We start from the raw sequence: 23018 nt of genomic DNA on the forward strand, positions 1-23018 counted from the left end.
CTGAGGAGGTGAACATTTCAGGATGTCCCGCCATGGATGGCGGGACAAGGGAGCGTTGAGCGGGGAGCGAATCGCGAGCGGTCCGTGAAGAAATGTGAACCGACGAGGGTACCCGCCTGTGGCGGGCGGTTGTGCTTGCCGGATAGCCGGGGTGCAGGGGCGGGGCGCATGCCGCCCCTGCTCGGGCTGCCTTCAGGCAGAACGAAATGGCCGTTGACCTTAAGCCAGGCTGCCTGCCAGGCAGAACGAATTGGCCGTTGACTTGGCCGTTGACCTAAAAGCCGCCCGCTTCCGGGCACCTCTCCTGCCCACAGACTTCGCATTGCGCATCCTTCGCCACCTTCATCTCGCGAAACTGCAGCGTCATCGCATCATAAAGCAGCAGCTTGCCCGCGACCGGCTCGCCGAAATTGGCCAGCAAGCGAATCGCCTCCATTGCCTGCAGGGCACCGATCACGCCAACCAGCGGCGCCATGACGCCTGCCTCGACGCAGCTCAGGGTCTGATCGCCAAACAGTCGGCTGATACAGCGATAGCACGGCTCGTCAGGCTGCCAGTGAAAAACGCTGAGCTGGCCTTCCATGCGGATTGCTGCACCCGATACCAGCGGCACGCGGTTGGCGTAGCAGAGGCGATTGAGCTGTTCACGCGTCGCGACGTTATCGCTGCAGTCGAGCACCACATCATGCCCGGCGATCAGTGCGGCCAGTTGCGCATCGTCCAGCTGGCCGTCGTGCGTCTCAATGCGACAATGCGGATTAATGCGCGACAGCTGCGTGGCGGCGGAGGCCACCTTGGCGACGCCGATATGGGCATCGTCATGCAGAATTTGCCGCTGCAGATTGGAGAGCGAGACGCGGTCAAAATCCACCAGCGTAAGCTGACCGATGCCCGCGGAAGCGAGCCACGGCGTTGCCGCGCAGCCCAGGCCTCCCAGACCGATAATCAGTGCCCGCGAGGCTTTCAACCGCTCCTGGCCATCAAAGTCGAAGCCGCGCAGCACAATCTGACGGTTATAGCGCAGCATCTCCTCGTCGCTGAGTTCGATCATCTCAGCCTCCCAGCAGATGATTGAACGGCTCAATATCCACCCATTCGCCTGGCTCAACACTACCGCGCTCGCGTTCCAGCACGATAAAACAGTTTGCCGCCGCAAAGGCGCTGAAAATATGTGAACCCTGATGGCCGGTGCTACGCACTTCCAGCGTGCCGTCGGCGGCCCGCGAGACGATGCCACGCTGAAAGTCGAGCCGACCCGGCGCCTTTTTCAATGCCGTTGTGGTGCGAACACGCTGGCGTGGTGGCAATGCCGCGCCGCGCTGTCCGGACAGTGCGGCCAACAGCGGCTGCACCAGCTGATAAAAGGTCACCGTGGCTGAAACTGGATTGCCCGGCAGGCCACAGAACCAGCTCTGTTGCAGGCGGCCAAAGGCAAACGGCTTGCCCGGTTTGATCGCCAGCTTCCAGAAGCCAATTTCGCCCAGCTCGGCTAACAGCTCTTTGGTGTAATCCGCTTCGCCAACCGACACGCCACCGCTGCTGATCACCACATCGGCCTGCGCATCCGCTTTCAGCAGCGTTGCACGCAGCGCCGCCGGATCGTCGCGAACCACGCCCAGATCGATAACTTCACAGCCGAGCTGATGCAGCATCAGGCTAACGGCAAAGCGGTTGGTATCGTAAATCTGCCCCTCTTGCAGTGGCTGGCCCACCGCCTGCAGTTCGTCGCCGGTCGACAGCACCGCCACGCGCAGGCGGCGCTTCACGCTGACCTCGGCAATGCCCAACGAGGCGAGCAGCGGCAGCTCGGCGGCACCAAGCCGCACGCCCGATGCCAGCACGGCGTCGCCAATGCGAATATCTTCACCGCGACGGCGAATATGCTGGCCCGGCTTAATCTTGCCCGCAAAGCGCACGCCTTCTGCGCTGACTTCCGCATCTTCCTGCATGATCACGGATTCGGTGCCCGGCGGAATTGGCGCCCCGGTCATGATACGAACACAGCTGCCGCCTGGCCATTCACCGTGGAAAGGGGCACCCGCAAAGGCTTTACCGGCCACGGTCAGCGGATGCTCAGAAAGTAAATCGCTGAGCTTGATCGCATAACCGTCCATCGCGGCGTTATCAAATGGCGGCACATCCAGCGGTGAGATTACCGCCTGTGCAGTAATGCGCCCGGCGGCCTCGGTGATGGGAATCAGCTGCTGTTCATCAATGGCGGTAACCTGTGACAGCATGCGCGCCAGCGCCTCTTCCAGCGAAATTAATCCGGCAGTATGGTTTTCCATCGTTTCTCCAGCTTTTTTCAAATTCATGGCGTCATTATGGCGCTAATTCGGCGATGGGTCACATAACGTATTAATTAGATGATTTCGTTATTATCAGTAAGCAAAGTTTCTGCTTTACAAGCGGGCAGTGGCTTTCTATAGTCAAAAATCGTTGAAAAATTAATAACCTCCGCAGTCACGCTGTTTATTACCTGAAAGACACGCACAGGAAACCCATATGGCCAGAGCAGTGATTGCTATTCATGGCGGCGCCGGGGCGATCACCCGCGCGGCAATGAGTACGGAAAAAGAGCAAGCCTATACCGATGCGCTGGCCGCTATTGTGGCCAGCGGTCAGGCGATCCTCGCGGCGGGCGGCAGCGCGCTTGATGCGGTAACCGAAGCGGTGCGGCTGCTGGAGGAGTGCCCGCTGTTTAACGCCGGCAAAGGCGCAGTTTTTACCCATCAGGGCACGCATGAGCTGGACGCCAGCATGATGGATGGCCGCACGCTGGAGGTTGGCGCGGTAGCGGGCGTGAAGCATCTGCGCAATCCGGTGCTGGCGGCGCGCGCGGTGCTGGAAAACAGCCCGCACGCGCTGTTTATTGGCGAGGGCGCGGAAGCGTTTGCCGACCAGCACGGTCTGGAGAGGGTGGCTGCGGATTACTTTTCCACCCCGGAGCGCTTTGCGCAGCTACAGCGCGCGCTGGGCAGCGCGCAGGCTATTCTCGATCACGACGGTGCCGCTGGCGATCCGCTGGATGCTGACCGCAAGCTGGGCACGGTCGGCGCGGTAGCGCTGGATCGGGACGGTAACCTTGCCGCCGCGACCTCTACCGGCGGAATGACCAACAAACAGGCGGGGCGCGTCGGTGACTCGCCGATTATTGGCGCCGGATGCTATGCCAGCAATCACACCGCCGCGGTCTCCTGTACCGGCACCGGCGAAGTGTTTATGCGCACGCTGGCCGCCTACGATCTCGCCGCGCTAATGGAATATGCAGGGCTTTCTCTGCAGCAGGCAGCCGACCGCGTCATCATGGAGAAGGTGCTGGCGCTGGGCGGCAGCGGTGGCTTGATCGCCGTGGATGCACAGGGCAACGTTGCACTGCCGTTTAACAGCGAAGGCATGTATCGCGGCTACGGTTATGTCGGCGAACCCGCCGTGATCAACATTTACCGCGAGGAATAACAGAGCATGAATAAGCCGGGGGCGATGGCGGAAGACCAGGTACTGGCGGTGCGCGATTTAAGCGTGCAGTTTCGCCATGAAGGCACCATTACCGAGGCGGTCAGGCATCTCAATCTCGACGTGAAGCAGGGCGAAACGCTGGCTATCGTCGGTGAATCTGGCTCGGGAAAATCGGTCACCTCGCTGGCGTTGATGCGTTTGATTGAACAGGCGGGCGGCGAGCTGACCAGCGGTGAAATCTGGCTGCGGCGGCGACATGGCGAACCGATCGACCTGATGCAGGCGCGGCAGAGCCAGATGCGCCGCATTCGTGGCGCCGATATGGCGATGATTTTTCAGGAGCCGATGACCTCGCTGAATCCGGTGTTCACCGTTGGTGAACAGATCGCTGAGTCGATTCGCCTGCATCAGGGCAAAAATCATCAGCAGGCGCTGGCAGAAGCGCGACGCATGCTCGATCTGGTGCGTATTCCTGAAGCACAGAATGTACTGTCGCGCTATCCACATCAGCTCTCTGGCGGCATGCGTCAGCGCGTGGTCATCGCCATGGCGCTGAGCTGTCGGCCTTCCTTGCTGATCGCTGATGAGCCAACCACCGCGCTGGATGTCACCATTCAGGCGCAGATTTTGCAACTGATCCGCGTGCTGCAAAAAGAGATGGCAATGGGCGTGATTTTTATCACCCATGATATGGGCGTGGTGGCAGAGATGGCCGATCGGGTGCAGGTGATGTACCGCGGTGACGTAGTGGAAACCGCCGACGTGCGCACGCTGTTCTCCGCACCGCAGCAGGATTACACCCGCGCGCTGCTGGCTGCCGTGCCAAAACTCGGCTCGATGCACGGCCAGCCGCTACCGGCAAAGTTCCCTTTGATTAACAGCACGGAAGATACGCCCGATCGACCGCAGGATACCGTGCAGCCGGGCGAGCCGATTCTGCAGGTGCGCGATCTGGTGACCCGCTTCGATATTCGCGGTGGCTTTTTTAATCGCGTCCAGCGGCGGGTGCACGCGGTGGAAAAGGTCAGCTTTGATTTGCGCGCCGGGGAAACGCTGGCGCTGGTGGGCGAATCGGGCTGCGGTAAATCCACCACCGGACGTTCGCTGCTGCGCCTGGTTGAGAGCCAGAGCGGCACCATTACCTTTAATGGTCAGCGCATCGACCAGATGAAAGGCGCGCAGTTGCAGCACCTGCGGCGCGATATTCAGTTTATTTTTCAGGATCCTTACGCGTCGCTCGATCCGCGTCTGACGGTGGGCTTCTCCATTATGGAGCCGCTGCTGGTGCACAAGGTGATGAACCGCACGGAGGCGGAAGCGCGCGTCGCCTGGCTGCTGGCGCGCGTTGGCCTGCTGCCGGAGCATGCGCGACGTTATCCGCACGAATTTTCTGGCGGCCAGCGCCAGCGCATTTGCATCGCCCGTGCGCTGGCGCTAAACCCGAAAGTGGTGATTGCCGATGAGTCGGTGTCGGCGCTGGATGTCTCGGTACAGGCGCAGATTATTAACCTGATGCTCGATTTACAGCGTGAGTTTGGTATCGCGTTTCTGTTTATTTCACACGATATGGCGGTGGTTGAACGCATCAGTCATCGCGTGGCGGTGATGTATCTCGGCCAGATTGTCGAAATGGGGCCGCGCCAGGCGGTATTTGAAGCGCCGCGCCACCCCTATACTAAAAAGCTGATGTCCGCCGTGCCGGTGGCCGATCCTGGTCATCACCGGCGGGAAAGGGCGTTGATGGTGGATGAGATCCCCAGCCCGATTCGGGCGCTCAACGATGAACCTGATGTGGCACCGCTCACCGAAGTGGCGCCGGGCCATTATGTTGCACAACATGTGATTAGCGGCGCCTGAGGCGCCACGCTTATAACCGATCGGAGACACACCAGAATGACCTATCCAACGCGTAAGTGGCTATTGACCGCCGGCCTGCTCGGCAGCATTGCCGCCGTTCCGGCCTGGGCGGCAAAAGATGCGGTAATTGCCGTGGCCTCCAACTTCACCACGCTCGATCCCTATAACGCTAACGACACGCTGTCTCAGGCGGTTGCCAAGTCGTTTTATCAGGGGCTGTTCAGCTTTGATAAGTCGATGAAGCTGACCAACGTGCTGGCGGAAAGCTATCAGGCCAGCGACGATGGGCTGACTTACACCATCAAGCTGCGTTCCGGCGTGAAATTCCAGGATGGCACCGATTTCAACGCGGAAGCGGTGAAGGTCAACCTCGATCGTGCCAGCAACCCGGACAATCATCTCAAACGCTACAACCTGTTTAAATATGTCGCCACCACCGAAGTGGTCGATCCGACCACGGTGAAAATCACGCTGAAACAGCCGTTTTCCGCCTTTATCAATAACCTGGCACACCCGGCGGCGGTGATGATTTCGCCAACGGCGCTGAAAAAATATGGCAAAGATATCGGCTTTCATCCGGTGGGTACCGGGCCTTACAAATTTGTGACCTGGAACCAGACCGACTTTGTGAAGGTTGAGAAGTGGGAAGGCTACTGGAAAAGCGGCTATCCGAAGCTGGACAGCATTACCTGGCGTCCGGTGGTCGATAACAATACCCGCGCGGCGATGCTGCAAACCGGCGAGGCTAACTTTGCCTTCCCGATTCCGTTTGAGCAGGCCAAAGTGCTGGAGAAAAACAGCAAGCTGAACGTGGTGACCTCACCGTCGATCATGCAGCGTTATATTAGCCTGAACGTTACGCAGAAGCCGTTCGATAACGCCAAAGTGCGTGAGGCGATCAACTATGCGATCAACCGTCAGGCGCTGGTTAAAGTAGCGTTTGCCGGTTACGCCACGCCAGCCACCGGCATCGTGCCGCCGAGCATCGATTTCGCGCAGACCTATCCGCCGATCGCCTACAATCCGGCCAAAGCGCGCGAGCTGCTGAAAGAGGCGGGTTATCCCAACGGCTTTGAAGCCACGCTCTGGTCGTCGCATAACCACAGCACCGCGCAAAAAGTGCTGCAGTTTACCCAGCAGCAGCTGGCGCAGGTGGGCATCAAGTTGAAGGTCACGGCGATGGATGCCGGCCAGCGTGCCGCAGAAGTGGAAAGCAAAGCACAGAAAGAGAGCGGCGTGCGCATGTTCTACACCGGCTGGTCCGCCTCAACCGGTGAAGCTGACTGGGCGCTGACGCCGCTGTTCGCCACCGCCTCCTGGCCGCCAACCATCTTCAACACCGCGTTCTACAGCAATGAACAGGTGGATAAAGATCTGGCTGACGCGCTGAAAACCACCGACCGCGAGCGCAAGGCGAGCCTCTATAAAGATGCGCAGGATCGTATCTGGAAAGATCAGCCGTGGGTGCCGCTGGTGGTCGAGAAGCTGGTTTCGGCCAACACCAAAAACCTTACCGGTTTTGACGTCATGCCAGATACCTCATTCAGCTTTGACGACGCCGATCTGAAGTAAATCACGGTTGCGCCAGCCGCGGATGGCTGGCGCAATAGCGCGCAGGATAACGCATGCTTAACTACTTTATTAAACGCCTGCTGGGGCTGATTCCCACGCTGCTGATCGTGGCGGTGCTGGTGTTTCTGTTTGTTCACCTGCTGCCGGGCGACCCGGCGCGGCTGATCGCTGGCGCAGAGGCGGATGCCTCGGTGGTTGAACTGGTGCGTCAGGATCTCGGGCTGGACAAACCGCTGCCGCAGCAGTTTTTGCATTTCATGGTCAATGCGGTGCAGGGTGATTTTGGCCAGTCAATGGTGTCAAAAAGGCCGGTATCGGAAGAGATCGCCGCGCGCTTTTATCCCACGCTGTGGCTGACGCTCACCAGCATGGTGTGGGCGGTGATCATCGGCATGGGCATCGGCATTGTCTCTGCCGTGTGGCGTAATCGCTGGCCGGATCGCATCGGCATGACGCTGGCGGTTTCAGGCATATCTTTTCCCGCTTTTGCACTCGGCATGCTGCTAATGGAACTCTTTTCCGTGCGTCTCGGCTGGCTGCCGACGGTGGGCGCCGACAGCTGGCAGCATTACATTCTGCCTTCGCTGACCCTTGGTGCGGCGGTGGCAGCGGTGATGGCACGCTTTACCCGAGCCTCCTTTGTGGAGGTGATGCAGGAAGATTACATGCGCACCGCACGGGCAAAAGGGGTGCGCGAGTCGCTGGTGGTGGTGAAACATGGCCTGCGTAACGCCATGATTCCGGTGGTCACCATGATGGGATTGCAGTTCGGCTTTCTGCTGGGCGGATCGATTGTGGTTGAGGTGGTGTTTAACTGGCCGGGACTGGGACGTCTGCTGATCGATTCAGTGGCGATGCGCGACTATCCGGTGATTCAGGCGGAAGTGCTGCTGTTTTCGCTGGAGTTCATTCTTATCAATCTGGTCGTCGATATGCTGTACGCGGCAATCAACCCGGCTATTCGCTACAAATAAGGAGTCGCAATGAAAAACTGGCGACGCGATGCGGCGATCAACGCCATGCCGACCATCAGGGAAAATCGGGTGCGCACGCCGTGGAGCGAATTCTGGCGGCGCTTTCGCCGACAACATGTCGCGCTGGTGGCGGGCCTGTTTGTGCTACTGCTGATCGTGGTGGCGTTTATTGCGCCAGCGATAGCGCCCTTTGATGCCGAAAACTATTTTGATTATGACCGGCTTAACGACGGGCCTTCTGCGTTGCACTGGCTGGGCGTCGATTCGCTGGGACGCGATATCTTCAGCCGGGTGCTGGTCGGCACGCGCATCTCGCTGATTGCCGGGTTTTTCTCGGTGGCGATTGGCGCGGCGCTTGGCACGCTGCTCGGGCTGCTGGCGGGCTATTACGAAGGCTGGTGGGACCGCATTATCATGCGCATCTGCGACGTGCTGTTCGCCTTTCCCGGCATTTTGCTGGCGATTGCGGTGGTGGCGATCATGGGCAGCGGCATGTCCAACGTGATCATTGCGGTGGCGATCTTCAGCATTCCCGCTTTTGCTCGTCTGGTGCGCGGCAACACGCTGGTGCTGAAACAGCAAACCTATATTGAGTCGGCGCGCAGCATTGGTGCTTCCGACGCCACTATCCTGCTGCGCCATATTTTGCCGGGCACCGTCTCGTCCATCGTGGTCTATTTCACCATGCGCATCGGCACCTCCATTATTACCGCAGCCAGCCTGTCGTTTCTCGGTCTGGGCGCACAGCCACCGACGCCGGAATGGGGCGCTATGCTTAATGAAGCGCGCGCCGACATGGTGATTGCGCCGCACGTGGCGATTTTTCCCAGCCTGGCGATCTTTCTTACCGTGCTGGCGTTTAATTTATTGGGCGATGGCCTGCGCGATGCGCTGGACCCGAAACTAAAAACATAAGCAAGGCGATATTATGGCACTGCGACCTTTTGACTATGAGCAAGATTTTGACCACATCGATTTTCGTCAGCATCCGGAGAAATACCAGGTAGGGCGCGGCGAACAGGGTGTGCTGTCGGTTGAGCCTTACAAGGGCGAAATTTTACCGTACTGGCGTTTCAAAACCGTGCCGATTGCGCAGGAATCTGCCGATAAAATCATGGCGCTGTTTGAAGCCTATCGCGCCCAGGATGATTTTGTCGGCATGGACATGGCGCGAAAATTTATTCAGATGGGCTACACGCGGGCGCGTCGCTACAGCAATTACAAAGGCGGGCGCAAATATGATGCTGATGGCAATACGTTGCCGTGGGGCAGGGATGAAGAGAAAGCCGCGGCGGCGGCGATTTTCAAAGGTTACTGGGACAAACTGCGCGCCGACGAGGATTACTTAGCCCGTAAGCGCGCGCATCAACAGAAGTACGGTTAGCGCTTAGTCGCCCACAAATCGTATTCATCGGCGTGATCGACCACCGCGCGGATCACATCGCCCGGCTTCACGTCACGTTCACCGTTAAGGTAAACCGCGCCGTCAATTTCAGGTGCATCGGCCATACTGCGGCCGATAGCGCCTTCTTCATCGACTTCGTCAATCAGCACCAGAATTTCACGGCCCACTTTCTCCTGCAGCCGCTCGCTGGAGATTTTCTGCTGTAGCTGCATAAAGCGATCGTAGCGTTCTTCTTTCACCGCTTCCGGCACCTGATCGGGCAGCTGGTTAGCGGTTGCGCCTTCCACCGGGCTGTATTTAAAGCAGCCCACGCGATCGAGACGCGCCTCTTTCAGGAAGTCGAGCAGCATCTGGAACTCCTCTTCCGTTTCGCCAGGGAAACCCACGATAAAGGTGGAGCGCAGCGTCAGCTGCGGGCAGATTTCACGCCAGCGTTTGATGCGTTCCAGCGTGCGTTCTACCGCGCCTGGACGTTTCATCAACTTCAGAATTCGCGGGCTGGCGTGCTGTAACGGAATATCGAGATACGGCAGGATCTTGCCTTCCGCCATCAGTGGAATGACATCATCCACATGCGGATAAGGGTAGACGTAATGCAGGCGAACCCAGACGCCAAGCTTCGCCAGCTGTTCGCACAGGCTAACCATGCTGGTTTTCACCGGCGAGCCGTTCCAGAAACCGGTGCGATGTTTCACATCAACGCCGTAGGCTGAGGTGTCCTGGGAGATTACCAGCAGCTCTTTGACGCCCGCTTCTACCAGACGTTTTGCCTCATCCAGCACCGAACCAATCGGGCGGCTGTCGAGATCGCCACGCATGGAAGGAATGATGCAGAAGGTGCAGCGATGATTACAGCCTTCGGAGATCTTCAGATAGGCGTAATGACGCGGCGTCAGCTTGACACCCTGTTCCGGCACCAGGCTCAGAAACGGGTTGTGCTGTGGCTTTGGCACATAACGATGCACGTGTGACAGCACCTGCTCATAGCTGTGCGGACCGGTAATCTCCAGCACCTTTGGGTGCACTTCACGAATTTGGTTCTCTTTCGCGCCGAGGCAGCCGGTGACAATCACCTTGCCGTTTTCATTCAGCGCTTCGCCAATCGCTTCCAGGGATTCCTGAACCGCGCTGTCAATGAAGCCGCAGGTATTCACGATCACGATCTCAGCGTCGTCATAACGGGGCACGACTTCGTAGCCTTCAGTGCGCAGCTCGGTGAGGATACGCTCTGAATCTACCAGGTTTTTTGGACAGCCGAGTGAGACGAAACCTACACGCGGCGGCATTGTTGTTGTTTGGGACATGGCTCATTTCCAGTTCAGCACAGCTTTGGCGCGTGATTCTACACGCGAGGCGATCAGATTTATACAGGTAAGTGAGCTGAAATAATGAGCATTTTATCCGGCCAAAATTGCCTGAAAAGCCAGTGCGCTTTTTTATGGAAATGTAAAAGCGAACAAAAAGCCATCACCGACAGCTACAGTTAACCCACGATGGATAACAAGGCGATCCCATGCGGCGAATAACCTTAACGGCACTGATTTCTCTCTCTTTATCATCTCCCGCGCTGGCTGCGCAGGTCAGCGTTGAGCAGTTACAGGACCGGCTCGATCATCCCTGGTCGCTGGCTCTCCTGCCCGCTAATCAGGGCGTGTTGATTACCGAACGCAGCGGCCAGCTGCGGCTCTGGCAGGCCAGTAGCGGACTGTCTCAGCCGATTAGTGGCGTGCCGCCGGTATGGGCAGAGCGGCAGGGCGGACTGTTGGATGTGGTGCTGGCGCCCGATTTTGCACAGAGCCGTCGTCTCTATCTCAGCTATACCCGTGAGGAGAAAAACGGCGCCGGTGCGGTAGTGAGCCTCGCCCAACTCAGCGCCGACAACCGGCGGCTGGAGAACGTGCGCGAGATCTTTCGCCAGCAGCCGATGCTTTCCGGCGGGGCCAATATCGGCACCCGACTGGCGTTCGACAGCCAGGGCTACCTGTGGATTGCGCTGGGCGACCACTTCCGCAGTGCCAACGCGCAGCACCTCGATAAATTGCAGGGCAAGCTGGTGCGGCTGAACGCCGACGGCTCGGTGCCGCAGGATAATCCGTTCGTTGGGCAGGCTGGCGCGCGGCCGGAGATCTGGGCATATGGCGTGCGTAATCCGCAGGGACTGGCGATGAATCCGTGGACGCAGCAGATGTGGGAAAGCGAGCACGGGCCGCGCGGCGGCGATGAGGTCAATATCGTGCAGAAAGGCAAAAACTACGGTTGGCCACTGGCTACCTGGGGCGTCGATTACAGCGGCGAAAAGGTGCCGGAAGCGCAGGGCGGCAAGGTTAATGGCACCGTGCAGCCGGCGTTTTACTGGAAGGTATCGCCCGCCATCAGCGGCATGGCGTTTTATAATCACCTGCGCTTCCCGGCGTGGAAAAACAGCCTGTTTATCGGCGCGCTAAAAGAGAAAGCGCTGATTCGCCTGCAGGTTAAAGGGGAAAACGTCACGGAAGAGGAACGCCTGCTGGCTGACCGTGGCGAACGCATACGTGACGTTCGCCAGGGACCGGACGGCTATCTCTACGTGCTGACCGACGCCAGCAACGGCAAGCTGCTGAAGGTCGGCCTGCGTGACTAGCGCTTCCAGCGGCACACGTCCCAGCCGCGCCGCAGCGCTTCCTGCTCCAGCGGCGCGTCAGGATTAATCACATATGCCCGATCGGCCTGCATCAGCAGCGGCAGGTCGTTCATTGAATCACTGTAGGCCCACGTCTGCTGGAAGCGCGCTGCTTCCTGTTCCGCTTTCCAGCTGTTCAGCCGCGCCACCTTGCCTTCTTTATAGGTCATGGTGCCGAAGGTCAGACCGCTGTAGCGCTGGTCAACAATTTCCACGCCAATAGCCAGCGCACCGTGCGCACCCAGCTGTTCAGCGATCGGCGCGACCAGATGCTCGCCGCTGGCGGAGATAATCACAATGGTGTCGCCGCGCTGCTGATGAAAGGCCAGCCGTTCGCGGGCGGCAGGGTAGACGCGCGGCAGAATATCGCGCTGAATAAAGCGGCGGATCCAGCCGCTGACCGTTAAGGTGCTCAGTCCGGCCAGCGGAGCGAGAATGGTGTGCATGTATGCTTCGATCTCCAGCGTGCCCTGATAATATTGCTGCATCAGCGCCTGTTCCTGCTTGAGCAGCGCCGGTGGCGCAAATCCCTGGGAGACCAGCCAGCGCAGCCAAAGGCTGGTGCTGTCGTCGCAAATCAGCGTTTCATCAAGATCAAAAACGGCCAAATCCATCATCGTTCTCCTGCAGCGAATTTTACCCAGCGTAACGTATTTTTGTGACGTTTCAGATGATTACCTGACAAATTCGGACCAGGGCGCAAACGCCGAAGTTGAGGTTTATCTACTAATCTTCAAAAAACTTTACGATTGGGCGGTTTTTTTCGCCCGTCTTAACAGGTAGCGTAGATCGCCCGCACGCTTGGCTATATCGCTGAAAGCGCAGATTTACTATGGATACCCTGGCACGCCATGACGAAAAAATCCCTCTTTGCCACGCCCCGTTCGCTGGCATTCTGCACCGTATTCATGATGTTTACGCCACTTACCCATGCCGAGCAGGCGCCTGGTGCGCCGCAGGTGGAAGCCAAAGCCTGGATGCTGATGGATTTCAACAGCGGTAAAGTGCTGGCGGAAGCCAATGCCGATCAGCGGCTCGATCCCGCCAGCCTGACCAAAATGATGACCAGCTATGTGGTGGGCCAGGCGCTGAAGTCGGGCAAAATTACCCGCGATGATATGGTTACCGTTGGTCAGGATGCCTGGGCGACCGGCAACCCGGCGCTGCGTGGCTCCTCGCTGATGTTTCTGAAGCCCGGCGATCGCATTCCGGTCTCCGAGCTGAATAAAGGCATTGTGATTCAGTCCGGCAACGACGCCAGTATTGCACTGGCGGATTACGTCGCTGGCAGTCAGGACTCTTTTGTCGGCCTGATGAACAATTACGCCAAAGCGCTAAAACTGCAGAACACCCACTTCAAAACCGTACACGGACTGGATGCTGACGGCCAGTACAGCACCGCGCGCGATATGGCGTTGATAGGTCAGGCGCTGATCCGCGATGTGCCGGAAGAGTACGCGCTGAACAAAGAGAAAGAGTTCACCTTTAATAATATTCGTCAGCACAACCGCAACCGCCTGTTGTGGAGCACCAACTTGCAGGTGGACGGCATCAAAACCGGACACACCTCAGGCGCAGGCAACAATCTGGTGGCGTCGGCTACGGATAACGGCATGCGCCTGATTTCTGTGGTGCTCGGCGCGGATACCGATGCACAGCGCTTCCGCGAAAGTGAAAAACTGCTGACCTGGGGTTTCCGTTTCTTTGAAACGGTGACGCCGGTTAAGGCAGCGACGCCCTTTGCCAGCCAGCGCGTCTGGTTTGGCGATCGCAAGATGGTCAACCTTGGCGTGGCAGAAGATGCTGCGCTGACCATCCCGAAAGGGCAGATGAAGAACATGAAGGCGAGCTTTACCCTGACTTCGCCGCAGCTCAGCGCGCCGCTAAAAAAACATCAGCAGGTTGGCGTGATCGATTTTCAGCTCAACGGCAAAACCATTGAGCAGCGGCCGCTGGTGGTGCTCGATGAGGTGCAGGAAGGCAGCTTTTTCAGCCGCATTGTGGATTTCGTGATGATGAAGCTGGACGGCTGGTTCGGCAAGTGGTTTAGCTAGGCGAGAAAAAGGGCGGCGCCAGGCCGCCCTTTGCATTACTGCTGCACCCAGCCTTTGCGAATCGGCAGGGCAAACACCAGTCGATAAGCCTGATGCAGCGCGCTCAGCAGCCGCGTGCCGTACACCTGCCAGGCAAGATGCGACGTCAGGCAGCCGAGTAATCCCACCAGCAAGCCGCCCACCATATCCATAGGCCAGTGAACACCAAGATAGACCCGTGACCAGGCGATGGTCGTGCCGATCGCCAGCAGCAGCACGCCTGACCAGAGCCGGTGCCAGAACACGAAGGCCAGCGCGAAGGTAAAAATCGTAGTGCCGTGATCGCTGGGGTAAGAATCATCAGGACGATGGGCAAGAAACTGATGACCAAAGCCGATAGCAAAGGGGCGTGGATGAGGCAGTAGCTGGCCGACACACCAGGAGATGGTGAGAGCGTAAAGCAGCGCAATGCCGGTTTTCAGTACCAGCTCGCGCTGTGGCATCACGCGATGGCTGGGTGCCCACAGCCACATGCCAACGATCAGCAGCGGCACAATCATAATTAGATCGCGGGCGATAAAAGTCGCCAGCGATAAAAGCCAGGCGGGCGACTGCGGCGTGGCGTTGATCCACAAAAACAGCGTGCGGTTAATCTCTTCCATCTCGTTTCCTCTTATTACCTTGCGGATGCAAAGGGCATCCTGAATAAACACCGGCGTGGCGATAATCTCCTGCACACCGCCGGATAAAAAATAACGTCTGAATCCGGTGGGCTATCCTGCAGAGAGTCAACGCTGCGGTAAATGGCAGCACTCTTAATTACCCATCGGGTTGCGCTTTTGTTTAGGTTTCTCTGCTGATTAAGAAAACATCGACAATTTGCCTTAAGGCACCGCTCTGATGGAATCCTGAATTTCAGACATAAAAAAACCCGTTAATCAGTGATTAACGGGCTCCGCAATTAAGGGATTTCAAAGAAAAGCAGTGGCAATAAATAAGACTTCGTAAATATTTAAAAGTTCTGCAACGCTACGGATAATTTTTCAGGGGCCAATTAACGGCCAGATAATAACGATAATGGTGCCTGCCAGCGTCAGCAATACGTTGGCAATGGCATAGGTGCCGGCATAACCCAGCGCCGGAATATTACTGCGCGCCGTGTCGCTGATAATTTCCATCGCCGGGGCGCAGGTGCGGGCACCCATAATGGCACCAAACAGCAGGGCGCGGTTCATACGCAGTAGATAGGCGCCAAACAGATAACAGATAACCACCGGCACCAGGCTTACCGCCAGGCCACACAGCAGCATCTGCAGGCCCGCGCTGCCGAGGCCATGCGACAATCCGCTGCCCGCGCTGAGACCCACACCCGCCATAAATACCATCAGGCCAAACTCTTTCAACATGGTCAGCGCGCCCTGAGGGATGTACCCAAAAGTAGGATGGTTGGCGCGCAAAAAGCCAAGCAGGATGCCGGCAAACAGCAGACCGGCAGCGTTACCAATGGCAAAGTTAAAGCTGCTGAATTGGAAGTTCACCATGCCGATCATCAGGCCGATAATAAAGAAGGCGCAGAAGGCGAGCAGATCGGTAACCTGACTGTGAATAGCGATAAAGCCGATGCGGTCGGCGACGCTTTTTACCCTGCGCGCTTCGCCGCTAACCTGCAGCACATCGCCTTTATTCAGGATGATGCTGTCATCGATAGGCATCTCAATCTGGCTGCGAATGACCCGGTTGAGGAAGCAGCCGTGATCGGTGAGGTTAAGCTGGCTAAGGCGGCGGTTGACCACGTTGTGGTTTTTGACCACGATCTCTTCGGTGACGATGCGCATATCAAGCAGATCGCGATCGAACACCTCTTTACCGTTGCGAAAGCTGGGATCGAGCCGCGCATGCGCTTCCGGGTAGCCAACCAGCGAGATCTCGTCGCCTTCCTGCAGTACCGCGTCACCGTCCGGGCTGGCAAGGATGCCGTTGCGACGGATGCGCTCTATGTAGCAGCCGGTTTGCCGATAGATGCCGAGTTCTCGCAGGTTTTTACCGCCGCTCCACGCCACCAGCTCTGCGCCGACGCGATAGGCACGGATCACCGGCAGATAAACCTTGCGCTGGCTGTCGGCATCCAGACCACGTTCCCGGGCAATCTGCTGGGCGCTGGTCGGTAAATCCTGATGCTGCAGGCGCGGCAGATAGCGCGCGGCGACAATTAAACTCACCAGACCGATCAGGTAGGTCAGCGCATAGCCGAGGCTCAGGTGATCCTGCATCAGCGCCAGCTGCGGTTCGCCAAGGGTTTGTCGCAGGGTATCGCCAGCGCCAACCAGCACCGGCGTTGAGGTCATCGATCCCGCCAGCATGCCGGCGGTCAGGCCGATATCCCAGCCAAACAGTTTGCCCATGCCGATGGTCAGCAGCAACGCGCTACCGACCATCACCAGGGCCAGCATCAGATAGTTTTTGCCATCGCGGAAGAAAATAGAGAAGAAGTTCGGCCCGGCTTCGACGCCAACGCAAAAAATAAACAGCATGAAGCCCAGGCTGAGCGCGTCGGTATTCATCGCAAAATGTTGTTGCCCTAAAAGCAGCGACACCACTAAAACGCCAATGGAATTACCCAGTTGAATCGGGCCAAAGCGTAATTTCCCTAAACAGAGGCCCAGCGCAAGCACGACAAATAATAACAAGATGTCATTGGCGCTTAACAAATTTGCGACATTTATATTCACGAGTTAACTTTTACTTTACCAGTAACTGATTGATAAGAGAGATGTTCTGCGCTAACTTACCACGCAGTGACGCAGCTTTTATTGACTTCATCCGCGGCAATAAAATTATCCAGCAGTGTAAACCTGAATATATTTTGTCGCCACGTATTCACGGTATTCAGCGCCACTCTTTTTTTCATCTCTCTTCACCCTTTTTGCACCTTCAGCCGGTGCTAATGTAGAGGTCGCGTTATGCCATTGCGTGCCGTTCGCCTGTCCGCGGTGATTAATTGCCTGTCGCTTTACTGCGCGATTTTTATTCTGGCCCGCTACAGCGCGGCGCTGGGCCAACATGGTCAGCCGGCCCTGCTGCTGTTTATGCTGCCTGGCGCGCTGGCCGGGCTGATCGCGCGTCCCAACGCGGTCACGGTGGCACTAAGCGGCGCGCTGCTGGCGACGCCAGTCTGTCTGCTGATGCTGGCCCTGCCGCTGTTAAATCTGTCGAGCCCGCTGCAGGAATTTGCCTGGCACGCCAGCGCCATTTTCCTCTGCGTCTGCGGGGCGCTGCTGGTTAGCCTGTGGCGCGCCTTGTTCCCGCGCCGTCAGCTGCACTAAAAAAAAGGGCCTGCATGAGCAGGCCCTTTTTGCATCGTACTGCGCTTCAGGCAGTCATGAGATTCGCGTTGGCATAAGCGGCAAATTCGGTATAGCCGCCAACATGCTGCTCATCGACGAAAATCTGCGGCACGGTTTGCACCGGCTTGCCGACGGTTTTTTCTAAATCCGCCTTGGTGATACCTTCAGCCTGGATATCAACGTAACGGAAATCAAAATCCTCGCGTTGTCCGGCAATGTTCTCGGCCAGCTCTTTAGCACGCACACAATAAGGGCAGCCTGGGCGACCAAAAATTACAGCGATCATCGGTATCTCCTTGCAGTCGTTGAGTTGTGATTGCTATCACGCTCATCAATAATGGCGGTTATCATGCCCGCAACCCCTGCCGAAAGGAAGAAGGAAATGACTGTTAGTCTGATAAGCACTGACGATAGGCAGAAAGCGCATTATGGCGCGTAATCCGCAGGGTGCGCCGCGCCCGCCTGCGGCAAAAAGCCTGGCCTCGCTGCCGCTGCCGGTCCTGCTGCTGGAGGGTATGGGCGCGCTGATGTTGGTGGTGGCGTGGATCGCTTTTAACGATGTATTGCCGCTGCCCGACTGGCTACAAGGCAAAACAGCTGCCAGGCTGCTTATCGCCGCAGCGGTCTGCTGTATGCTGCCCGCGGCGATAATAATGATGTGGCGCACGGCGCAGATTATCGCGCCGCAGCTGTTCGCCGCATCGACCCCTAAAAAAGAGAGAGACAAGCATGACGCCGACCATTGAATTACTTTGCTCACACCGTTCTGTCCGCGCCTTCACCGATCGTGAAGTCAGCGATGAGACACGCCAGGCGATTATTGCCGCTGCGCAATCTGCATCAACCTCCAGTTTCCTGCAGTGCTCATCTATTGTTCGCATCACCGATCGCGCCATGCGCGAGAAGCTGGTCGAACTCACCGGCGGTCAGGAATGGGTTGGCAGCGCACCGGAATTTTGGGTGTTCTGCGCCGATTTTAATCGTCATCAGCAGATCGTGCCCGACGCACAGCTGGGCCGCGCTGAACAGCTGCTGCTCGGCTGCGTTGATACCGCGCTGATGGCACAGAACGCCATGGTGGCGGCAGAATCGCTCGATATGGGCGGCGTCTTCATCGGCGGCATTCGTAATAACATCGCCGACGTGACCGAGTTGCTGCAGCTGCCGAAGTTTGTACTGCCGCTGTTTGGCTTTTGTCTGGGTTGGCCGGAATCGCATCCGGACGTCAAACCGCGCATGCCGCAGGCGATGCTGGTGCATGAAAACCACTATCAGCCGGTCGATAAGCAGGTGCTGGCGGAATATGATCGTCAGCTCAACGACTATTATCATCAGCGTGATAGTAACCAGCGTTCAGAAACCTGGAGCGGCCTGATTGAGCGGCTGATCATGAAAGAGACTCGTCCGTTTATTCTCGATTATCTGCACCAGCAGGGCTGGGCAACCAAATAATCTGCTGCGGAGCCGCACGGTGAAAATAGCCATTTTGTCGCGGGATGGAACGCTCTATTCCTGTAAGCGACTGCACGACGAAGCGCTGGCGCGTGGGCATGAGGTGGACCTTATCGATCCGCTCTCCTGCTACATGAATATCAATCCCGCGTCGCCCGCCGTGCATCTGCGCGGCCAACCGCTCGGGCCTTTTGATGCGGTGATTCCGCGCATCGGCCCGGCCACCACCTTTTATGGCACGGCGGTGCTGCGGCAGTTTGAGATGAGCGGCAGCTACCCGCTGAACGAGTCGGTGGCGATCACCCGTGCGCGTGACAAGTTGCGTTCATTACAGCTGCTGGCGCGGCAGGGGATAGATATGCCGGTTACCGGTTTTGCCTCCTCGCCGGACGACACCCATGATCTGATCGAGATGGTGGGCGGCGCGCCGCTGGTGGTCAAGCTGGTGGAAGGCACGCAGGGCATTGGCGTGGTGCTGGCAGAAACGCGCCAGGCGGCGGAGAGCGTGATCGACGCTTTTCGCGGGCTGAACGCGCACATTCTGGTGCAGGAATTTATCCGCGAAGCGCGCGGCTGCGACATTCGCTGTCTGGTGATTGGCGATGATGTGGTCGCCGCCATTGAGCGCGAGGCGAAAGAGGGCGATTTCCGTTCTAATTTGCACCGCGGCGGCCGGGCGCGTCAGGTCGAGATCAGCGAGCAGGAGCGAGCAATGGCGGTGAAAGCCGTCGCTACGCTGGGGCTGGACGTGGCAGGCGTGGATATTTTGCGCGCCGCGCGTGGCCCGTTGGTGATGGAAGTCAACGCGTCGCCCGGCCTCGAAGGCATCGAAAAGATCAGCGGGATGAACATCGCGGCGATGATGATTGCATGGATTGAACAGCACGCACAGCCCGGTTTCTGTCTGAAAACCGGTGGCTGACCGGCATAATGCGTGCCGGATCGTGGTGTTTCGCCGCTTTTTTTCGTAAGCTAATGCGCTTCCTGAAACAGGTGTAGGACTCAACGATGGATTCACTCGTCGTTCCAGATATTGACGTGTTACGACGTTGGCTGGATCAACAAAGTATCAGCTGGTTTGAATGTGACGCCTGTCAGGCTTTACATCTGCCGCACATGCAAAATTTTGAAGGCGTATTCGATGCCAAGATCGATCTGGTGGACAATATCATCCTCTTTTCTGCACTGGCTGAAGTAAAACCCACGGCGTTAATTCCTCTGGTTGGCGACCTGTCGCAAATCAATGCCAGTTCGCTGACGGTTAAAGCGTTTCTGGATATTCAGGATGATAACCTGCCGAAGCTGATCGTCTGTCAGTCGCTGAGCGTCAGCGCCGGGCTCACCTTCGGCCAGTTTTCCGCCTTTATGAAGCAGAGTGAAGAGCAGATTTCCATGGTGATCATGGAAGCCTTTGCCAACAATCTGCTGATCGTCGGCGATGAAGAAGAAGAGGAACGTCCCTCGCTGGCCAGCGGCCATTCAATGCTGCATTAAGCCCTTTTGCTGTTCACCGCCACCCCGCGTGGCGGTTCCCTCCGCTTTCGCACCAACGTTTATTCCAGTTTTATCCGCAATCACCAGATATTTCTCGCTGTTTATGCCGGTTAAGCGCTATCTCATAGACAAAACCTGCATAAAAAATCGATAAAAGGCGTTTTTTACGCTGGGCACTGGCCTCGATGCGGTGGGGCCGCTATTCTTGCGGGGCGGCGTTACGCGTGCTCCTGGCTCGCCGGTCGCGGTCTGTTGACGGTTTCATGAGGGTGAATAGTGATTCACTGTGTGACCGGGCAGGCATTATCTCAGCTCGGGGCTGCCCGTTCTGCATCGTGCGTTTTGATTGGCCTGGAGGAAGGAAGAATGTTCAACCCACGTAAAACAGGGTTATCGGGTGTGGTAGCGGGCGTGCTGATGCTGGCATCGGCCGGCGCGATGGCAGAACAGAAAACGCTGCACGTCTATAACTGGTCCGACTATATTTCGCCGGATACCGTGCCAAATTTTGAAAAGCAGACCGGCGACAAAGTGGTCTACGACGTGTTTGACTCCAATGAAGTACTGGAAGGCAAACTGATGGCAGGCAGCACCGGCTATGACGTTGTGGTGCCGTCGTCGAGCTTTCTTGCGCGTCAGCTGCAATCAGGCGTTTTTCAGGAGCTGGATAAGAGCAAGCTGCCGAACTACAAAAACCTCGATCCAGCCCTGTTGCAGAAGGTTGAGCAGCACGATCCCGGCAACAAATACGCCATTCCCTATCTCTGGGCGACCACCGGTATTGGCTATAACGTTGAGAAAGTGAAAGCGGCACTGGGCAAAGATGCGCCGGTTAACAGCTGGGATCTGGTGCTGAAGCCAGAAAACCTCGAGAAGCTGAAAAGCTGCGGCGTCTCTTTCCTCGATGCGCCGGAAGAGATTTTCGCTACCGTGCTGAACTACCTCGGCAAAGATCCCAACAGCAGCGATGCCAAAGATTACACCGGCGCCGCGACCGATCTGCTGCTGAAGCTGCGGCCTAATATTCGCTATTTCCACTCTTCGCAGTACATCAACGATCTCGCCAACGGCAACACCTGCGTGGCGATCGGCTGGGCAGGTGACGTGTTACAGGCGAAGAAACGCGCTGACGAAGCGAAGAACGGCGTCAACATCGCCTACAGCATTCCCAAAGAGGGCGCGCTGGCGTTCTTCGACATGATGGCGATTCCAAAAGATGCCAAAAATGTGGATGAGGCCTACAAATGGCTGAACTACATGATGGATCCCAGGGTGATTGCCGACGTTTCTGACAAAGTGTTCTACGCTAACGGTAACAAAGCATCGCTGCCGCTGATCAACGCGGATGTGCGCAATAACCCCGGCATTTTCCCGACGCCGGATACCCTCGCGAAACTGTTTGTGCTGAAAGTTCAGGATCCAAAGCTGGATCGTGTGCGCACCCGCGCCTGGACCAAAGTGAAAAGCGGTCGATAAATCGATCGGCCCGCGCTGGCTGGCGTACCCGTCAGCGCGGACTAACCTGAAATAATCTGACAACAGAGGCGCACCACCGGCCTCTGTTGTGCCATTTTTGCGGCTGGCTTAGCCCGGCTTTTGCCTGGCTCCGGAGAGTATTATTTGTGAACGATGCAACAACCCGCCCTCAACCGAAACCCGCTAAAGCGCTGACCCCGCTGCTGGAAATGCGTAACCTGACCAAATCTTTCGACGGCCAGCATGCGGTAGACGACGTCAGCCTGACCATTTATCAGGGTGAAATCTTCGCGCTGCTGGGCGCATCTGGCTGCGGTAAATCCACGCTGCTGCGCATGCTGGCAGGATTTGAACCGCCTACCAGCGGCCAGATTCTGCTGGATGGCCAGGATCTGTCGCACGTGCCGCCTTATCAACGGCCAATCAACATGATGTTTCAGTCCTATGCGCTTTTCCCACATATGACCGTTGAGCAGAACATCGCCTTCGGCCTGAAGCAGGACAAGCTGGCGAAAGCGGACATTCGCGATCGCGTTGAGGAGATGCTGGCGCTGGTGCACATGCAGGAGTTCGCCAAACGCAAACCGCACCAGCTTTCAGGTGGCCAGCGTCAGCGTGTGGCGCTGGCGCGCAGCCTGGCGAAACGGCCTAAGCTGCTACTGCTCGATGAGCCAATGGGCGCGCTGGACAAAAAGCTGCGCGATCGCATGCAGCTGGAAGTGGTGGATATTCTGGAGCGTGTGGGTGCCACCTGCGTGATGGTAACGCACGATCAGGAAGAGGCGATGACCATGGCGGGGCGCATCGCCATCATGAATCGCGGTAAATTCGTGCAGATTGGCGAGCCGGAAGAGATTTACGAGCACCCAACCAGCCGTTACAGCGCCGAGTTTATCGGCTCGGTTAACGTCTTTGAAGGCCTGCTGACCGCACGCGAAGCGGATGGGCTGGTGATTCAGAGCCCGGGACTGATTAATCCGCTGAAGGTTGATTCTGATATGTCGGTGCTGGAAAACGTGCCGGTTTATGTGGCGCTGCGCCCGGAAAAAGTGATGCTGTGTGAACAGCCGCCTGCCGATGGCTGCAACTTCGCCACCGGCGAAGTGGTGCATATTGCCTATCTGGGCGATCTGTCAATTTACCATGTGCGCCTGCGCAGTGGACAGATGCTCAGCGCGCAGTTGCAAAACGCCCATCGTTATCGCAAAGGCGCGCCAACCTGGGGCGATGAGGTGCAGCTCTGTTGGGATACCGACAGCTGCGTCGTACTGACGGTATAACGCAGGAGAAGAT

General features: G+C 57.5%; 22 protein-coding genes. 15 read left to right on the top strand and 7 right to left on the bottom strand.

All coding sequences use genetic code 11. The features are described from left to right. Positions 1 to 274: 274 nt before the first annotated feature. Positions 275 to 1051 carry a molybdopterin-synthase adenylyltransferase MoeB gene (moeB, locus tag ACJY2L_RS02925; RefSeq protein ID WP_439212886.1) on the bottom strand — a complete coding sequence of 259 codons (777 nt, stop codon included), beginning with the start codon at positions 1049 to 1051 and terminating at the stop codon, positions 275 to 277. 1 nt (position 1052) lies between these two features. After that, positions 1053 to 2288 (bottom strand): molybdopterin molybdotransferase MoeA, encoded by a 1236-nt coding sequence (moeA, locus tag ACJY2L_RS02930; protein WP_439212887.1) that lies wholly within the window; start codon positions 2286 to 2288, stop codon positions 1053 to 1055. Between the two features lie 217 nt (positions 2289 to 2505). Here moeA and ACJY2L_RS02935 point away from each other — a divergent pair, with 217 nt between their 5' ends. Genes ACJY2L_RS02935 through ACJY2L_RS02960 form a run of 6 tightly spaced genes read left to right on the top strand, consistent with a single transcriptional unit; the run spans position 2506 to position 9246 of the window. After that, complete coding sequence (locus ACJY2L_RS02935) at positions 2506 to 3459, top strand: isoaspartyl peptidase/L-asparaginase family protein (RefSeq protein WP_439212888.1); 954 nt, start codon at positions 2506 to 2508, stop codon at positions 3457 to 3459. Positions 3460 to 3465: 6 nt separating this feature from the next. Beyond that, on the top strand, positions 3466 to 5316 hold the full coding sequence (gene gsiA / locus ACJY2L_RS02940; RefSeq protein ID WP_067429059.1) for a glutathione ABC transporter ATP-binding protein GsiA: 1851 nt from the start codon (positions 3466 to 3468) through the stop codon (positions 5314 to 5316). A 36-nt stretch (positions 5317 to 5352) separates the two neighbouring features. After that, a complete protein-coding gene (gene gsiB / locus ACJY2L_RS02945) occupies positions 5353 to 6888 on the top strand; it encodes a glutathione ABC transporter substrate-binding protein GsiB (protein WP_264289391.1) in 1536 nt (511 codons plus the stop codon). Positions 6889 to 6941: 53 nt separating this feature from the next. Continuing rightward, positions 6942 to 7862, top strand: coding sequence for a glutathione ABC transporter permease GsiC (gene gsiC, locus ACJY2L_RS02950; protein WP_067429066.1), 921 nt, complete (start codon positions 6942 to 6944; stop codon positions 7860 to 7862). A gap of 9 nt (positions 7863 to 7871) precedes the next feature. Further along, positions 7872 to 8777: a glutathione ABC transporter permease GsiD gene (gene gsiD / locus ACJY2L_RS02955; protein ID WP_187486406.1), complete on the top strand. Its 906-nt coding sequence runs from the start codon at positions 7872 to 7874 to the stop codon at positions 8775 to 8777. A gap of 19 nt (positions 8778 to 8796) precedes the next feature. Beyond that, entirely contained in the window at positions 8797 to 9246 is a 450-nt protein-coding gene (locus ACJY2L_RS02960) for a DUF4385 domain-containing protein (protein WP_439213097.1), read from the top strand. On the opposite strand, the gene rimO is transcribed toward ACJY2L_RS02960, so the two are convergent. Then, on the bottom strand, positions 9243 to 10571 hold the full coding sequence (gene rimO / locus ACJY2L_RS02965) for a 30S ribosomal protein S12 methylthiotransferase RimO (RefSeq protein WP_067429073.1): 1329 nt from the start codon (positions 10569 to 10571) through the stop codon (positions 9243 to 9245). The two genes, ACJY2L_RS02960 and rimO, sit on opposite strands and share 4 nt — an antisense overlap. A gap of 209 nt (positions 10572 to 10780) precedes the next feature. On the opposite strand from rimO, the gene ACJY2L_RS02970 reads away from it, so the two are divergent. Further along, positions 10781 to 11887, top strand: coding sequence for a PQQ-dependent sugar dehydrogenase (locus tag ACJY2L_RS02970; RefSeq protein ID WP_439212889.1), 1107 nt, complete (start codon positions 10781 to 10783; stop codon positions 11885 to 11887). On the opposite strand, the gene ACJY2L_RS02975 is transcribed toward ACJY2L_RS02970, so the two are convergent. After that, the gene (locus ACJY2L_RS02975) at positions 11884 to 12540 is read right to left on the bottom strand and encodes an HAD family hydrolase (protein ID WP_439213098.1); all 657 of its coding nucleotides are present in this window, start codon (positions 12538 to 12540) and stop codon (positions 11884 to 11886) included. The two genes, ACJY2L_RS02970 and ACJY2L_RS02975, sit on opposite strands and share 4 nt — an antisense overlap. Positions 12541 to 12834: 294 nt before the next feature. Here ACJY2L_RS02975 and ACJY2L_RS02980 point away from each other — a divergent pair, with 294 nt between their 5' ends. Next, a complete protein-coding gene (locus tag ACJY2L_RS02980; protein WP_233702400.1) occupies positions 12835 to 13980 on the top strand; it encodes a serine hydrolase in 1146 nt (381 codons plus the stop codon). 35 nt (positions 13981 to 14015) lie between these two features. On the opposite strand, the gene ybjG is transcribed toward ACJY2L_RS02980, so the two are convergent. Further along, complete coding sequence (gene ybjG / locus ACJY2L_RS02985) at positions 14016 to 14621, bottom strand: undecaprenyl-diphosphate phosphatase (protein WP_187488144.1); 606 nt, start codon at positions 14619 to 14621, stop codon at positions 14016 to 14018. Positions 14622 to 15002: 381 nt separating this feature from the next. After that, positions 15003 to 16688, bottom strand: a complete 1686-nt coding sequence (locus ACJY2L_RS02990; RefSeq protein WP_187486404.1) for an aspartate:alanine antiporter — start codon at positions 16686 to 16688, stop codon at positions 15003 to 15005. 231 nt (positions 16689 to 16919) lie between these two features. Between ACJY2L_RS02990 and ybjM the strand changes: the two genes are divergently transcribed. Further along, positions 16920 to 17282 (top strand): inner membrane protein YbjM, encoded by a 363-nt coding sequence (gene ybjM, locus ACJY2L_RS02995; protein ID WP_067429090.1) that lies wholly within the window; start codon positions 16920 to 16922, stop codon positions 17280 to 17282. Between the two features lie 46 nt (positions 17283 to 17328). Here the strand turns inward: ybjM and ACJY2L_RS03000 are convergent, their stop codons facing one another. Next, positions 17329 to 17589 (bottom strand): GrxA family glutaredoxin, encoded by a 261-nt coding sequence (locus ACJY2L_RS03000; protein ID WP_067429093.1) that lies wholly within the window; start codon positions 17587 to 17589, stop codon positions 17329 to 17331. Between the two features lie 142 nt (positions 17590 to 17731). Between ACJY2L_RS03000 and ACJY2L_RS03005 the strand changes: the two genes are divergently transcribed. The 6 genes from ACJY2L_RS03005 (at position 17732) to potG (ending at position 23005) form a co-directional block, all read left to right on the top strand. After that, positions 17732 to 18049 carry a YbjC family protein gene (locus tag ACJY2L_RS03005; RefSeq protein WP_264272929.1) on the top strand — a complete coding sequence of 106 codons (318 nt, stop codon included), beginning with the start codon at positions 17732 to 17734 and terminating at the stop codon, positions 18047 to 18049. Then, on the top strand, positions 18033 to 18755 hold the full coding sequence (gene nfsA / locus ACJY2L_RS03010) for an oxygen-insensitive NADPH nitroreductase (RefSeq protein ID WP_439212890.1): 723 nt from the start codon (positions 18033 to 18035) through the stop codon (positions 18753 to 18755). The genes ACJY2L_RS03005 and nfsA overlap by 17 nt, the downstream gene beginning before the upstream one ends. A 19-nt stretch (positions 18756 to 18774) precedes the next feature. Further along, positions 18775 to 19677 (top strand): 30S ribosomal protein S6--L-glutamate ligase, encoded by a 903-nt coding sequence (gene rimK / locus ACJY2L_RS03015; protein ID WP_439212891.1) that lies wholly within the window; start codon positions 18775 to 18777, stop codon positions 19675 to 19677. An 86-nt stretch (positions 19678 to 19763) separates the two neighbouring features. Further along, positions 19764 to 20249, top strand: a complete 486-nt coding sequence (locus tag ACJY2L_RS03020) for a YbjN domain-containing protein (protein WP_067429104.1) — start codon at positions 19764 to 19766, stop codon at positions 20247 to 20249. A gap of 366 nt (positions 20250 to 20615) precedes the next feature. Next, positions 20616 to 21725 (top strand): spermidine/putrescine ABC transporter substrate-binding protein PotF, encoded by a 1110-nt coding sequence (gene potF, locus ACJY2L_RS03025; RefSeq protein WP_439212892.1) that lies wholly within the window; start codon positions 20616 to 20618, stop codon positions 21723 to 21725. A gap of 146 nt (positions 21726 to 21871) precedes the next feature. Continuing rightward, a complete protein-coding gene (gene potG / locus ACJY2L_RS03030) occupies positions 21872 to 23005 on the top strand; it encodes a putrescine ABC transporter ATP-binding subunit PotG (RefSeq protein ID WP_157883852.1) in 1134 nt (377 codons plus the stop codon). Positions 23006 to 23018 lie beyond the last annotated feature (13 nt).

It is taken from the genome of Duffyella sp. Ts4, from assembly GCF_051851875.1.
Taxonomy (GTDB): Bacteria; Pseudomonadota; Gammaproteobacteria; order Enterobacterales; family Enterobacteriaceae; genus Duffyella; species Duffyella gerundensis.

Coding starts and splice junctions, on each gene's coding strand:
- moeB (WP_439212886.1), bottom strand. CDS start 1,051: ATGATCGAACTCAGCGACGAGGAGATGCTGCGCTATAACCGTCAGATT.
- moeA (WP_439212887.1), bottom strand. CDS start 2,288: ATGGAAAACCATACTGCCGGATTAATTTCGCTGGAAGAGGCGCTGGCG.
- ACJY2L_RS02935 (WP_439212888.1), top strand. CDS start 2,506: ATGGCCAGAGCAGTGATTGCTATTCATGGCGGCGCCGGGGCGATCACC.
- gsiA (WP_067429059.1), top strand. CDS start 3,466: ATGAATAAGCCGGGGGCGATGGCGGAAGACCAGGTACTGGCGGTGCGC.
- gsiB (WP_264289391.1), top strand. CDS start 5,353: ATGACCTATCCAACGCGTAAGTGGCTATTGACCGCCGGCCTGCTCGGC.
- gsiC (WP_067429066.1), top strand. CDS start 6,942: ATGCTTAACTACTTTATTAAACGCCTGCTGGGGCTGATTCCCACGCTG.
- gsiD (WP_187486406.1), top strand. CDS start 7,872: ATGAAAAACTGGCGACGCGATGCGGCGATCAACGCCATGCCGACCATC.
- rimO (WP_067429073.1), bottom strand. CDS start 10,571: ATGTCCCAAACAACAACAATGCCGCCGCGTGTAGGTTTCGTCTCACTC.
- ACJY2L_RS02970 (WP_439212889.1), top strand. CDS start 10,781: ATGCGGCGAATAACCTTAACGGCACTGATTTCTCTCTCTTTATCATCT.
- ACJY2L_RS02975 (WP_439213098.1), bottom strand. CDS start 12,540: ATGGATTTGGCCGTTTTTGATCTTGATGAAACGCTGATTTGCGACGAC.
- ACJY2L_RS02980 (WP_233702400.1), top strand. CDS start 12,835: ATGATGTTTACGCCACTTACCCATGCCGAGCAGGCGCCTGGTGCGCCG.
- ybjG (WP_187488144.1), bottom strand. CDS start 14,621: ATGGAAGAGATTAACCGCACGCTGTTTTTGTGGATCAACGCCACGCCG.
- ybjM (WP_067429090.1), top strand. CDS start 16,920: ATGCCATTGCGTGCCGTTCGCCTGTCCGCGGTGATTAATTGCCTGTCG.
- ACJY2L_RS03000 (WP_067429093.1), bottom strand. CDS start 17,589: ATGATCGCTGTAATTTTTGGTCGCCCAGGCTGCCCTTATTGTGTGCGT.
- ACJY2L_RS03005 (WP_264272929.1), top strand. CDS start 17,732: ATGGCGCGTAATCCGCAGGGTGCGCCGCGCCCGCCTGCGGCAAAAAGC.
- nfsA (WP_439212890.1), top strand. CDS start 18,033: ATGACGCCGACCATTGAATTACTTTGCTCACACCGTTCTGTCCGCGCC.
- ACJY2L_RS03020 (WP_067429104.1), top strand. CDS start 19,764: ATGGATTCACTCGTCGTTCCAGATATTGACGTGTTACGACGTTGGCTG.
- potF (WP_439212892.1), top strand. CDS start 20,616: ATGTTCAACCCACGTAAAACAGGGTTATCGGGTGTGGTAGCGGGCGTG.